The sequence below is a fragment of the Zhongshania sp. genome (assembly GCF_029212375.1).
Lineage (GTDB): Bacteria > Pseudomonadota > Gammaproteobacteria > Pseudomonadales > Spongiibacteraceae > Spongiibacter.
This window is the reverse complement of the sequence record NZ_JARGNU010000019.1, coordinates 1-12,577: the sequence shown is the minus strand read 5'-3', so window position 1 is coordinate 12,577 and position 12,577 is coordinate 1. Positions and strand designations below refer to the sequence as shown.

15 protein-coding genes are annotated in these 12,577 nt (G+C 54.1%); 11 read left to right on the top strand and 4 right to left on the bottom strand.

Annotation, left to right across the window (positions count from 1 at the left end; genetic code table 11):
• Positions 1 to 26: 26 nt before the first annotated feature.
• Positions 27 to 986, bottom strand: a complete 960-nt coding sequence (locus P1U47_RS15655) for a polyprenyl synthetase family protein (protein ID WP_301030146.1) — start codon at positions 984 to 986, stop codon at positions 27 to 29.
• Between the two features lie 272 nt (positions 987 to 1,258).
• Between P1U47_RS15655 and rplU the strand changes: the two genes are divergently transcribed.
• The 4 genes from rplU to proB all read left to right on the top strand — a co-directional run bounded on the left by rplU (position 1,259) and on the right by proB (position 4,286).
• Positions 1,259 to 1,570 (top strand): 50S ribosomal protein L21, encoded by a 312-nt coding sequence (rplU, locus tag P1U47_RS15650; RefSeq protein ID WP_008248242.1) that lies wholly within the window; start codon positions 1,259 to 1,261, stop codon positions 1,568 to 1,570.
• A gap of 18 nt (positions 1,571 to 1,588) precedes the next feature.
• Positions 1,589 to 1,846 (top strand): 50S ribosomal protein L27, encoded by a 258-nt coding sequence (rpmA, locus tag P1U47_RS15645; RefSeq protein WP_008248239.1) that lies wholly within the window; start codon positions 1,589 to 1,591, stop codon positions 1,844 to 1,846.
• 98 nt (positions 1,847 to 1,944) lie between these two features.
• Positions 1,945 to 3,147, top strand: a complete 1,203-nt coding sequence (cgtA, locus tag P1U47_RS15640; protein ID WP_301030145.1) for an Obg family GTPase CgtA — start codon at positions 1,945 to 1,947, stop codon at positions 3,145 to 3,147.
• A gap of 11 nt (positions 3,148 to 3,158) precedes the next feature.
• The gene (proB, locus tag P1U47_RS15635; protein WP_301030144.1) at positions 3,159 to 4,286 is read left to right on the top strand and encodes a glutamate 5-kinase; all 1,128 of its coding nucleotides are present in this window, start codon (positions 3,159 to 3,161) and stop codon (positions 4,284 to 4,286) included.
• A gap of 161 nt (positions 4,287 to 4,447) precedes the next feature.
• Here the strand turns inward: proB and rpsT are convergent, their stop codons facing one another.
• The gene (gene rpsT, locus P1U47_RS15630) at positions 4,448 to 4,720 is read right to left on the bottom strand and encodes a 30S ribosomal protein S20 (RefSeq protein ID WP_301030143.1); all 273 of its coding nucleotides are present in this window, start codon (positions 4,718 to 4,720) and stop codon (positions 4,448 to 4,450) included.
• A gap of 118 nt (positions 4,721 to 4,838) precedes the next feature.
• The gene (locus P1U47_RS15625; protein ID WP_301030186.1) at positions 4,839 to 5,210 is read right to left on the bottom strand and encodes a diacylglycerol kinase; all 372 of its coding nucleotides are present in this window, start codon (positions 5,208 to 5,210) and stop codon (positions 4,839 to 4,841) included.
• A 171-nt stretch (positions 5,211 to 5,381) separates the two neighbouring features.
• Between P1U47_RS15625 and lpxL the strand changes: the two genes are divergently transcribed.
• From lpxL to P1U47_RS15600, 5 genes are read left to right on the top strand one after another with little or no spacing between them, the layout of a single operon-like run.
• On the top strand, positions 5,382 to 6,278 hold the full coding sequence (lpxL, locus tag P1U47_RS15620; RefSeq protein WP_301030142.1) for an LpxL/LpxP family Kdo(2)-lipid IV(A) lauroyl/palmitoleoyl acyltransferase: 897 nt from the start codon (positions 5,382 to 5,384) through the stop codon (positions 6,276 to 6,278).
• Positions 6,278 to 7,189: an ELM1/GtrOC1 family putative glycosyltransferase gene (locus P1U47_RS15615; RefSeq protein WP_301030141.1), complete on the top strand. Its 912-nt coding sequence runs from the start codon at positions 6,278 to 6,280 to the stop codon at positions 7,187 to 7,189. The genes lpxL and P1U47_RS15615 overlap by 1 nt, the downstream gene beginning before the upstream one ends.
• A gap of 4 nt (positions 7,190 to 7,193) precedes the next feature.
• Positions 7,194 to 8,327 (top strand): glycosyltransferase family 4 protein, encoded by a 1,134-nt coding sequence (locus tag P1U47_RS15610; protein ID WP_301030140.1) that lies wholly within the window; start codon positions 7,194 to 7,196, stop codon positions 8,325 to 8,327.
• Between the two features lie 2 nt (positions 8,328 to 8,329).
• Positions 8,330 to 9,373, top strand: a complete 1,044-nt coding sequence (locus P1U47_RS15605; RefSeq protein WP_301030139.1) for a glycosyltransferase — start codon at positions 8,330 to 8,332, stop codon at positions 9,371 to 9,373.
• Positions 9,370 to 10,065 (top strand): YrbL family protein, encoded by a 696-nt coding sequence (locus P1U47_RS15600; RefSeq protein WP_301030138.1) that lies wholly within the window; start codon positions 9,370 to 9,372, stop codon positions 10,063 to 10,065. The genes P1U47_RS15605 and P1U47_RS15600 overlap by 4 nt, the downstream gene beginning before the upstream one ends.
• Positions 10,066 to 10,075: 10 nt before the next feature.
• Here the strand turns inward: P1U47_RS15600 and P1U47_RS15595 are convergent, their stop codons facing one another.
• On the bottom strand, positions 10,076 to 11,215 hold the full coding sequence (locus tag P1U47_RS15595; RefSeq protein WP_301030137.1) for a glycosyltransferase family 4 protein: 1,140 nt from the start codon (positions 11,213 to 11,215) through the stop codon (positions 10,076 to 10,078).
• A 284-nt stretch (positions 11,216 to 11,499) separates the two neighbouring features.
• On the opposite strand from P1U47_RS15595, the gene P1U47_RS15590 reads away from it, so the two are divergent.
• A complete protein-coding gene (locus tag P1U47_RS15590) occupies positions 11,500 to 12,300 on the top strand; it encodes a glycosyltransferase family 25 protein (protein ID WP_301030136.1) in 801 nt (266 codons plus the stop codon).
• 69 nt (positions 12,301 to 12,369) lie between these two features.
• Positions 12,370 to 12,577, top strand: a 208-nt coding sequence (locus P1U47_RS15585) for an NAD-dependent epimerase/dehydratase family protein (protein ID WP_301030135.1), incomplete at its 3' end; no start/stop codon positions are given.

The window sequence follows — 12,577 nt, the reverse complement described above, 5'->3', positions numbered from 1 at the left end:
GCGAGAACGTCGTTTTGACGAGAAATTTAGCTGCGGCGAGAAAGTGCGATTTCGGTCAGCTTTTCTAGCGCGCTGCGATAGGGGCTGGGCGCTAGGCTCTCTAATGCGGTTAGCGCGGCGTGGGTGTAGCGCTCGGCGGCGGCGTGGCAATAGTCTAGTGCGCCGCAGTGCTTAACCGCGTCAACGATGGCGTCGAGCTGTTCTGCGGATTTATTGCTAATGGCGTCGTGGACTAATTTTTTGTGTTCGTCGCTGCCGTTCTCGAGCAAATAAATCAACGGCAGCGTCGGCTTGCCCTCGGCGAGGTCGTCGCCGACGTTTTTGCCGGTTTCGGCAGGGTCGCCTTCGTAGTCGAGAATGTCGTCAATGAGCTGAAAAGCGATGCCTAGGTTCATGCCGTACTGGTGTAGGGCGCTTTGGTGTTCGGTGCTGCGGCTGAGAATGGCTGCGCCGCTGCAGGCTGCGCCAAAAAGTACCGCCGTTTTACTGCGAATAACTTCAAAGTAGGTGGCTTCGCTGGTGTCGGGGTTGCCGGCGCGGGTCAGCTGGAGCACTTCGCCTTCGGCGACCGTATTGGTGGTGTCGGAAAGCAGGCCCATCAGCGGAAAGTTGCCAATGTTGACTAAAATTTGGAACGCGCGGGAATATAGAAAGTCGCCGACCAGTACGCTGGGGGCGTTGCCCCAGTTGGCGTTGGCGGTGGGGCGGCCGCGGCGCAGGGCGGAGATATCAACAACGTCGTCGTGGAGCAGGGTAGCGGTATGGATGAATTCAATCACCGCGGCCAGCTGCAGGTGTTTCTCTTCGATTTTGCCAATGGCGCCAGCACATAACAGGCTGAGTAGTGGCCGAAGGCGCTTGCCGCCAGCATCGACGATATAGTGGCCGATGTTTTCCACGAGAGGCACATTGGAGTGCAGTTGTTCGATGATGAAATCGTTGACGGCGGCGAATTCGCTGTCCACGACCTGTCTAATCTGTTGCATGGTAGCGAAGAGTCGTCTGGCGGAGTCGGCTGGCATCGTATGAGTGCAGCCGCGAGCTGTCAAGGTCTACGCGTCACTTGTGTATGCGGGTATTGTGTATTATTTAAAAACTGCGTACAATTCGCGCCCCTGAAGCAAAACCGTGCGGCCCCTTAATGGTTAAGTGGTGGTGACGGTGCCTGGACTTGTCCCGGTGCTTTATATCTGCGGTTTTAAGGTATGAGCGCTCGGCCGAAACAAACTATTGCAAGCAGGCTCTTGGAGATATAAACATGTACGCAGTGATTGAAAGCGGTGGTAAGCAGCACCGTGTTATCGAGGGCGAAACCCTCAAGCTAGAAAAAATTGAAGTTGCCACTGGTGAAAGCCTGACCTTCGACAAAGTGTTGATGGTTAAGACCGGTGACGATCTTAAAATTGGCGCGCCTTATGTAGAGGGCGGTAAAGTGACTGCGGAAGTAATCGCGCAAGGTCGTCACGCCAAGGTGAAAATTGTTAAGTTTCGCCGTCGGAAGCACAGCATGAAGCAAGCTGGTCACCGTCAGTGGTTCACCGAAGTGAAAATCACTGGTATCAGTGCTTAAGGAATTTAGGAGAGACTCATGGCTCACAAGAAAGCTGGTGGTAGTACTCGTAACGGACGCGACTCGCAGAGTAAGCGTCTGGGCGTTAAACGTTTTGGTGGTCAGGTAGTTAGTGCAGGTAGCATTATTATTCGTCAGCGCGGAACTCGTTTCCACGCTGGTGAAAATGTTGGTTGTGGCACTGATCACACCCTGTTTGCTAAGGCAGACGGTGTAGTGAAGTTTGAGGTTAAAGGTCCCAAGAGCCGCAAGTATATTAGTATAGTTGCAGCGTAAGTCGCTCGGTGATCTAGAAGGCCTCGTCTATTGACGGGGCTTTTTTGTTTCTGTAGACAGGTTTTTCGGTATATTCATTTTATTTGGTTGGCGCGGTAATGAAATTTGTAGATGAGGCAGTAATTCGAGTTGAAGCAGGCCGCGGTGGCAACGGCTGTCTCAGTTTTCGGCGGGAGAAATTCATTCCTTGGGGTGGCCCCGACGGCGGCGACGGCGGTGACGGCGGCAGTGTGATTCTGCGCGCCAACCCTTCAATGAATACCTTGGTCGATTTCCGTTTTGTGAAATCCTATACCGCCCGCCCTGGCGAGGGTGGTCGTGGTGCCAACTGTCGTGGCCGCAGCGCTGAGGATTTGATCTTGGATGTGCCGGTGGGGACTACCATCGTCGATGAGGATACTCTGGAGGTGTTGGGCGATCTGGTTGCTGCCGGCGATGAGATTAAAGTCGTGCAGGGTGGTTTCCACGGTCTGGGCAACACCCGTTTTAAGTCGAGCACTAACCGCGCCCCGCGTCAGTTTACTCGGGGTAGTGATGGCGAGATTCGAAACCTGCGCCTAGAGCTAAAAGTGCTGGCCGATGTTGGTTTGCTGGGTATGCCTAATGCCGGTAAGTCGACGTTTATTCGCGCAGTGTCTTCGGCTAAACCTAAGGTTGCCGATTATCCGTTCACCACCTTGGTGCCCAATTTGGGCGTGGTGCGGGTGCAGCAACACCAGAGTTTTGTTATTGCCGATATTCCGGGGCTTGTTGAGGGCGCCGCTGAGGGCGCTGGCTTGGGCATTCGTTTTCTTAAGCACTTAACCCGCACGCGCTTGTTGCTGCACCTTGTGGACATGGCGCCTTATGACGAGACCCTGCCGCAAGATGCGGTGGCGATTATCGCCAAAGAGTTGGGCCGCTTTAGTCCAACTTTGGCGAATCGTGAGCGTTGGTTGGTGCTGAATAAATTAGATTTGATACCCGAAGAGGAGCGCGAGGCGCGCTGCCAGGAAGTGGTAGATGCGCTGGGCTGGACGGGGCCGGTGTACAAAGTGTCGGCAATAACGGGTACCAATACCAAGGCGCTGTGTCAGGATATTCTGCAGTTTGTGGAAGCTCAGGCCGAATTGCTGGCCACCGACAGTGAAGCCGCTGAGCGCGAGCGCGATATTCAGGATGCTATGCAGTCAGAGGCGCGGGAGCGCATTCAGGCGCTGGCTGATAAGCGCCGCTCTGAGCGTCGCGCCGCTGGCGATACCGATGATTACGACGACGATGAAGATGACGATCACGATGTTGAAGTGGTTTACCGGCCCTGAGGTGAAGAAGCTTGTCTGATAAGCGGCAAAGTTTACGCGCTTGTAAGCGCGTCGTGGTTAAGATCGGCTCGGCCCTGCTCACCAATGATGGTCGCGGCCTCTGTGTAGAGGGCTTGGATGCGTGGGTGGCGCAGATCGCCGCCCTGCGTGCTGACGGTCGAGAGGTGGTGTTGGTGTCTTCTGGCGCGGTGGCAGAGGGTATGACTCGCCTTGGTTGGAAAGAGCGGCCTGACGATCTTCATAAATTGCAGGCGGCGGCTGCGGTGGGGCAAATGGGTTTGATTCAAGCCTATGAGCAGCGTTTTCGCACTTATAATTTACAAACGGCACAAATTCTCTTGGGTCACGACGATATTTCCGCTCGCGACCGCTATCTCAATGCCCGTGGCACACTGTTAACCCTGCTTGAGTTGGGTGTGGTGCCGGTTGTTAATGAAAACGACACCGTGGTTACCGACGAAATTCGCTTTGGCGATAACGATACCCTTGCTGCGCTAGTGGCCAATTTAATTGATGCCGACACCTTGGTGATCCTAACCGATCAGCGCGGCTTGTTTGCTGAAGATCCTCGCAAAAATCCCGCAGCTGAATTAATTTCCGTGGCCAGCGTGGCAGATGGCAATCTCGATGTCATGGTGGGCGGTAGCGCTGGCGCCTTGGGGCGCGGCGGTATGTTAACCAAGTTGCGGGCGGCGCGCCTTGCCTCGCGCTCGGGTGCGAATACGGTCATTGTTGGTGGTCGTGAATCGCAGGTGCTGGATAGGGTGTTTGCCGGCGAAGATTTGGGTACCTTGTTATTGTCTGGGCAGCGGCCTATTGCGGCGCGCAAAAAGTGGTTGGCGGGGCAGTTGCAGCTGCGTGGTAAGCTCCAGCTTGACGATGGCGCAGTGCGTGTGTTGCGCCAGCACGGTCGCAGCTTGCTACCCGTGGGGGTGGTGGCGGTAAGTGGCCAGTTTGCGCGTGGCGACCTTGTTATGTGTGTTGGTGCCGATGGTAGTGAGGTGGCACGAGGCTTGGTTAACTACAGTGCCGACGATGCGCGCAAGGTGCTGGGTTTGTCCAGTGCACGGATTGCCGAGGCGCTGGGTTATATTGCCGAGCCAGAATTGATACATCGCGATAATTTGTTGATTAGTTAAAATGCCGCAAGATGCTTGGCGGGAGGCGGTGGACGCTAAAATAAAAGGGCGGGTGGCGGGCCGTAGAGAGCGCTAATTTGCCTTAGGCTGTTGAGGCTTAAATCGCAGCCAATAAAAAACCCGCGCTTGGCGGGTTTTTTATTGGCAAAACCAAAAGCGAATTAAGCGGCTGCGCTCATTGCTTTGATTTTGCTGTTCAAGCGGCTCTTATGACGAGCAGCTTTGTTCTTGTGCAGAATGCCTTTGTCCGCCATGCGGTCAATAACAGAAACTGCAGATACGTAAGCAGTCTTGGCGGCATCTTGATCGCCAGAAGCGATTGCGGCCAACACTTTCTTCAAGTACGTGCGTACCATTGAGCGCAGGCTGGCGTTATGCGTACGACTTTTTTCCGCCTGACGTGCGCGTTTTTTAGCTTGTGGAGAATTCGCCACCCTTATAACTCCTTGAAACCTAGTACTGAAAATTTAGGCCGGGAATTATTCCTGTTTGCGGCCCGGTTGTCAACACTGCGTGGCGCTAAAACCAGAAAATTTCACGCTGGCCTAGCAATTAGAGGAAGCGCTGGGCGGCAATCATACCCCAGCAGCTGATACACAGCAGCAAACTCAGCATCACGGCGGCAGAGCCAATGTCTTTGGCTTGGCCAGAGAGTGGGTGGTGGTCGGTGCTAATACGGTCGACAACCGCTTCGATGGCAGAGTTGATTAGCTCCACAATAATAACAATGACGACCGTGGCAATTAATACCGAGCGTTCTACTGCGTTGGTGCCTAGCCACAGTGCGGCGGGTAGCATAAACAGCGCCAAGGTGCTCTCTTGGCGAAAGGCTTCTTCGTAGCGCCATGCGGCGCGCAGGCCTTTAAGGGAATACTTGGAGGCGTCGAGTATGCGGGCGGGGCCGGTGCGGCCGGGTTTGTTCATCATGGTAGTGTGCGAATCTCTGTCGGGGCTGAATGGCAATCAGCGCGGCTAATCAGTGTACAATGCGGCACTCGAATCTGGCTTGAATTAGCTTGAATTTTTTGCGAGGCGATTGTTTGATCATGCCGCCTTGCAGTAACGCGTATTGTAATAATAGTGTAATGCCCGACGATGACAATTGAGAGACAGTTAATTTACCCTCGGCACTGGCCTGCGTGGTTGGCTATTGCCTTGCTGTGGCTGCTGGCCCACTTGCCGCGGCGGCTGAGCTACGCGCTGGGCGCTGGGGTTGGCAATGTGTTTTATCACTTCGCCAAGGATCGTCGCCATATCTGCGAAACCAACTTTCGGCTGTGTTTTCCCGAACTAGACGACGCGGAGCGCGACGCCTTAACCCGCAAAACCATGCGCAATCAGGGCGTTGGTCTAATGGAGACCTTGCGCGTTTGGTTTTTGGCCCCAGACAAACTCGATGTGGGTTTTGAGCTGATCGGCAGTGAGCATCTCGAGGTCGGCGACGATGGTAAAGGTATCATTGTGCTGGGTACCCACTTCACTTCGCTGGATGTGTGCGGCACCTTAATCGGTTTTCGCTATCCGGCAGATTCGTTTTACCGCAAGCACAAAAATCCGGTTTTTGAATATATTCTTAGCCGTTCGCGGGGGCGCTACGGCGAACCGATTCATCGCCGCGATATTAAGCGTGCGCTGCGTCGCTTGCGCGAGGGACGACGGCTCTATTATTTGCCCGACCAAGATTATGGCCGCAAGTCGGCGGAATTTGTGCCTTTCTTTGGGGTGTTGGCCGCAACGACGATTGGCACCAGTACCTTGGCAAAAGGCGGGCGCGCGCGGGTAGTGTTTGCCCAGCAGCAGCGCTTGCCGCATGGCGAAGGCTATCGGGTGGAAATAATTCCTATGGATAATTTTCCCAGCGGTGACCCCGCCGCTGACGCTAGGGCGATCAATGCCCTACTTGAAGATAATATTCGCATGGTGCCAGATCAGTATATGTGGGTGCATCGCCGCTTTAAAACTCGCCCAGAGGGCGAGGCCAGGGTGTATTGATGGCGGCTTTGCAGCTGTGGATTATTACCGACGGTCGGCTTGGGCATCTCAATCAGCTCAAGGGTTTGGTGGCGCGCCTGCAAGCAAAGGTCGAGTGCAATGTGGCTTGGCTCAATATTGCCGAGCAAAGTTTTGCCTATACCGGCCGCAATGGTTTAAAAGCACAATTTGCCTGTGAGCAGTTACCTCACTGGATTATTGGCGCAGGCAGCCGCAGCCATATGCCGCTACTGTGGGCTAAGTGGCTCACGGGTGGACGGGCGCTAGTATTGATGCGACCTAGCTTGCCACTGTTTTTGTTTGATGCGGTGTGCATGCCTCACCACGACTCGCCGCCAGTTCGGCCCAATGTACTTGCCACCCAAGGGGTGATAAATCATATTGTGCCGGTGCGCGCTGGCCGCGATGCGGGCCGAGGTTTGATTCTGCTGGGCGGAATAAACAAACACTTTAATTGGGATGACGACGCGGTATTGCGGCAAGTGCAGACTGTTGCTCTGGCGTCGGTTGATGTGGCTTGGTTGGTGTCTGATTCACCGCGAACCCCCGCCAGTTTGCTCAACCGTATTGCCGCTTTAGGCCTGCCTAATGTGCAGACCATTGCTTACCAGCAAACTGGAGCGGGTTGGTTGCAAGCCAATTTGGCGGCAGTGGGGCAGGCGTGGGTGAGCTGCGACAGCGTGTCGATGGTTTATGAAAGCATTAGTTCTGGCGCACGCACTGGTTTGTTGGCGCTGGCGCCGTTGCGCGAATCGCGGGTGACCAAGAGCATGGCGAATGTACTTGCCGAAGGTTTGGCAACGGGTTTTGCCGCGGCGAATTTAAGTCAGCCTTTGCCCGAAGCGGCCTACCCTTTGTGGGAAGCAGATCGCGCTGCGGATTGGTTATTGAAATTGAATGGGAGCGTCTGAGCGCATGGCCGATAAAAGTCTGCCCTTAAAAATTGTGCAAGTTTTGCCGGCGCTAAATTCCGGCGGCGTAGAGCGCGGCACCGTGGAGTTGGCCAGAGAGCTGGTGCGCGGCGGTCATAAGTCGGTGGTGATATCCGCTGGTGGGCGAATGGTCGAAGGGCTGGTTGCCGAGGGTAGCGAGCACATTGCGATGCCCGTGCATCGCAAGTCGCTCATGTCGTTATTGCAGGTGCGGCCAATGCGCCGTCTGTTAACTGAGCTGCAAGCCGACATTGTTCATGTGCGCTCGCGGGCGCCGGCGTGGATTGTGTGGCTGGCGTGGCGGGGTATGAACCCAGCAACTCGGCCCAAATTAGTAAGCACCTTTCACGGTATGTACTCAGTTAATTTTTACAGCGCGGTAATGGCGCGCGCCGAGCATATGATTGCCATTTCTAACTGCGTTAAAAACTACATGCAGAGCAATTACGGCGTTGCGGACCAAAAGATCACCTTGATTCCGCGAGGTCTCGACCCCGCCGCGTTTAATCGCGAGGCGTGCACACCGCAATGGCGGGATGCGCTGTTTGCGGAATATCCCGAGCTGAAGGGCAAACATTTGATTTTAATGCCCGGCCGCTTAACCCGCTGGAAGGGCCAAGAAGCCTTTTTGGATATGATGGCGCGATTAGTACGCTTGCGCCAAGATTGCCACGGTGTGGTGGTGGGCGATGCCGAGCCAGGTAAGCAGCATTACTATGAGGAGCTCATTGCCCAGCGCGATGCGTTAGGCTTGGCGGATAAAGTGACCTTTGTAGGGCATCGCAGCGATATAGCCGCGTTTTATGCGCTGGCGGCGGTAACCTGCCACATGTCCAACAAAGAAGAGCCCTTTGGGCGCACCGTGCCGGAGTCTTTGGCTACTGGCACGCCAGTGGTCGCCTACGATCGCGGCGGTGCCAGCGAATCCTTAAATGCCGGCTTTCCTCAGGGGCTGGTGCCCGCCGACGATGTGGTGGCATTTGCGGTGCGGGTCGACGATTTGATAGACGCGGATGCCGAGATTAAGCTCCCAGAAAATTATTATTTGAGTAGCCAGTTGGCCAGTACTCTTGGTGTTTATCGGCGCTTAATAGCGCAGCGTAAAGGCGAGGTTTAATAATGAAAGTGCTTCACGTGGATTACGAGCGCCTGCGCAGTTACGGTGCCAATCGTATTAGCTGGGCCGAGAAAATGAAATACGGCTTAATCCGCAATAATCATTATGTGCGCAGTTTTTCCGACCGTGATGTAGCGGCGTTTGAGGCGCCGTTTGGGATTCGTGAGTTGGGCAAAAAGGCCGCCAATAAGCGTTTTCTTGAGGTTGTTGAGCACAATGACCCCGACCTTATTATTATTGGCCACAGCGACATTATTACCGTAGAAAGCCTTAAATTGGTTCGCCAGCGTCGCCCCGAATGCGTGTTGATTCACTGCAACTGCGACCCTTTGTTTGTGCCCAGTAATAGCAAGCGAATCGCGGCATACGCGGGGGTGGTTGATGCGGTATTTGTGACCACGGGCTTGCGGGATTTGCGACGCTTCGCCGGTTTGGGGGCGCGGCTCTATTATATTCCCAACCCCGTAGAGCCAACCGTAGAGGTTTTGGATAACTCTTTAAAAACTGACTTGCCCATCGACCTGTTGTTTTGCAGTAATGCCACTAAATTCACCAAGCGCTTAGAAATGGTTAAAGCGATTAAAGACGCTGTTGACGGTGAAATGAATTTTAAAACCTACGGCAGTTTTGGCGAGGCGCCGGTCTGGGGGCGGGATTATGATGTGGCCCTGTCGAGAACGAAAATGGCCCTCAATCTAAATCGTCAGGAGGGCGATCACTGGTATACCTCCGACCGCATGTCTCAGCTTGGCGGTAACGGTGTATTGCAGTTTGCGCACAGCAGCGGTTGTTTTGACGACTATGTGCCACCGGAAACCTTGGTGTATTTCGACGACCAAGAAGATTTAATTCGCAAAATTCGTGAGTTTCATCACGACGACGCCAAGCGCCAAGACTGGGCGGCGCGGGCGCGGGCGTTTTTTCAAGAAGAATTAAATTCAAGCTTATATTCGCGCTACATTATTGAGGCGACCATGGTTCAGCCCTTTAGTCACGACTATGTTTGGGCGCGTAATATTAATCCTGATGGCAGTGATAAGGCATGATCGCACTTAAGGACCGTAAGCCATTTGCGGCGGGCGGCAATCGCTGGTGCTATGTTGACCCCGCTGATTCTGCGCGGTGTATTAAAGTGCGGCGTCCCGACTTTAGTATTGAGGAGCGGCGGCGCAGCAAGGGCTTTCCAAAGAATTTAAAACCCTTGTCGAGCTTCGATGACAACCTTGATGAATTCAAGGTGATGGCGAGCCTGCAGCGTCACTACGACGATAATGTCTTTGCCCACATCAGCCGCTGCTATGGCTATGTCGACACCGATATGGGCGCGGGGCTGTGCTCTGAGCTGATTCGTGACAGTGGCGGCGACGTCTCGCTGTCGCTAAAACAGTATCTCTGGGAAAATGACTACGACGCGGATTGCCGCCGTGCGGTGAATGCCCTGTGTGAGCACTGGGTTCAGTATCGGGTGCCCTCGCGGGATTTGATTTTGCACAATGTGGTGGTGCAGCGTGAATTAAGCAATGCTGGCACATTAACGATAAAGCGCCTCGTGGTGATTGACGGGGTTGGCAGCGCCGGCGTTGTGCCAGGGCATTTAATGCCAAAATTTATGCAGCAGAAAAAGGCGCAGCGTAAGGTAGCCAATATTCATCAGCGCATAGACGACTTGCTGAATGATAAAGCCCAGGGCAAAGGCCCAGGTATGCACGGCTTCTTATTCCACAGTGGCCAAGAATAATGGCTCTGGCTCAGTTAGCCTTGGGCTGCTCGGCAACATAATCCAGTAATTTTTGGGCTATTTGCGGCCACTGCAATTCAGTTTGCGCGCGCTGCTGGGCGTTGTGGCCGATCGTTTTCAGGGCCTGCTTGTGGCTAAGCATTTTTTGAACGCTCAGGTAGATGTCATCCGCACTGTCGCCATCGCACAGTAAGCCGGTATGGCCGTCGATCACGGCGTCACCTGCACCGCCTGCGCGTCCGGCAAGGCTAGGCAGGCCGAGCATGGCGGCTTCTATATAAACAATCCCAAAGCCTTCAACTGAATCGCCAACGGCGCGGCAAGGCATGGCAAAAATATCGGCTTTTTGTAGCAGCGCGGAGCGCTCGCCGTCGCTCACTCGGCCGCAGAATTTAACGCTGGCGCTAAGGCCCAGTTCTTTGACGCGGGCGACAAGACTATCTTGCAATGGCCCGCTACCTGCGATCAGATACAGCGCCTTGGGGTGCTCGGCGACAAGCTTGGGCATGATCTCAATGATCTTGTCTTGGCCTTTGCGGGCTTCCATCCGACCCACGGTGATTAAAATCGGCGAGTGCTCGCCAAGCCATGCGTTGGCTTTTGCCTGTTCGGCCTCGGTAGCGTGAGCCGGCGGGTTTACCCCAGGGTGAAGTATGCGCAGCCGCGAAATATCTGGCGCGTAGGGCGTTACTCGCTGCGCGGTAAACTCGGAATTAGCCAGAATTAAATCGGCTCGGGATAAGGTGTTGGCAATGCGCTGGTGCTTTTTTGCCTGGAGCTGGGCGGGAAACTCCATGCCATGGGCAATACATATACAGCTAGCGAGGTTTGTTTTGTCGGTTTTCAGCAGTTCTAGGCTTTTCCAGCTGTCGCAAATCAAGATGGCATGGTCGGCCTTTTTGAGCAGAGATAAAACCTTGTTGGCCTTGCGATAGCGGCGCAGTACCTTAGGGCCACTTAGCCGCGCGACGGGGAACGGCAGTGAATTGTCGAAAGCGTCTTGGCCGTCTACCGTGGGCGCATCGCAGATAACCTGCACCGAATTGCCAAGCAAGTGCAGCGCTACCGCCAGCTCATGCATGTAATTTTGAATGCCACCAGCGGCGGGGGGGTAGTTTTGCGTGCTAATAATAATGTTGTGACCTGGCATCGCGCTGTAATCCGGTTGGGGTGCTGGTGTATGCGGTCAAGCCAGTGCATGTCGTTTGGTGGGCTTGCTGCGTCCTATTCTATTTTAAATGTTACAATAGCCGCCGAATTGGGGCCGGTATGGCGGCCAATTAAGCGCTGGGTGAATATAAACGGCAGCTTGAAATCATACAAGGTATGGCGTCCTTCGGTTTTTACTTGAGGACGGGATTAGTCAATCGTCGGCGCAGCGTTATTGAATTGTGTTCGGCTTGGAATGTTTGACGGGTGAATATTGAGGGTTTCATGCCAAAAAAATGCATATGCTGGGTGATTAGCCTTAATCCCGCGTCGGAAAATGCTCAAAAGCTGATGGCTGACCTGAATGGACAGGGGATCGATGCTGAGATATTTCCCGCAATCGACGGCAGGGTCGGCACGCCAGCCTTAGAGGGCGGCGAGCAAATACTTGGCAATTTGGCCATGGTGCGCCACGGCAAACATTTAACTGCCAGTGAGTTGGGCTGTTATCTGTCGCATTTGCGGGCGGTAAAAGCAGCCTACCGCAATGGCCACGAGTATGTCTGCGTTATTGAAGACGATGTTGTTATTGAAAACCTCTTTGGCGATGTGTATCGCGCGGTACTCGATAAAGACCTCGATATGGTGCGCTTAATGTCGCTGCGCATCCGCAAAAGAACGATTATTGAACCCCTCGTTGGCGAGCATAATTTGGTTCGCCCCGAGCGTGGCGGCTTGGGAACCCAAGCCTATGTGTTGAACCGGGTTGGCATGAAGAAATTTATCGATTATGCCCAAAACATATACGAGCCAGTCGACAAAGTATTCGATCACTTTTTCCTGTTTGATTTAAATGTATTTGCTGTTGAGCCCCATGTTGCCTACGAATTGGTTCACGAAACCAGTGTCGTTAAGTTGGCAAAGACTGTGGTCGATAAGCCCTTGCTGTGGCATCGGTTGGTGTTTCACCCAGTAAAACTGTGGTTTAGCTTGCGTCGGCACTTTTATCGTTTTCGTCATTGGCGCGACTTTAGCCAGTCGGCAATGCCAGAGCATAAGGTAGGTAGAACTGAGCGTGCGCGCTGATGTTGCTGTTTGTGCGGCGTGCTAGTTTAAATTGTTCTCTGGGCGCGGATAGCGCGTGGGTTTTCTAATATGAAATGTTTAGTCACCGGCGGCGCCGGCTTTATTGGCAGCGCGGTGGTTCGGCATATATTGGCCGACACCGATGCCTCGGTAGTGAATGTCGATGTGCTTACCTACGCAGGCAATCTTGAATCCATTCCCGCGGAGCTTCAGGGCGAACGCTATGCCTTTGCCCACGTCGATATTTGCGACTCGGCGGCAATGAACGCGGTCTTTG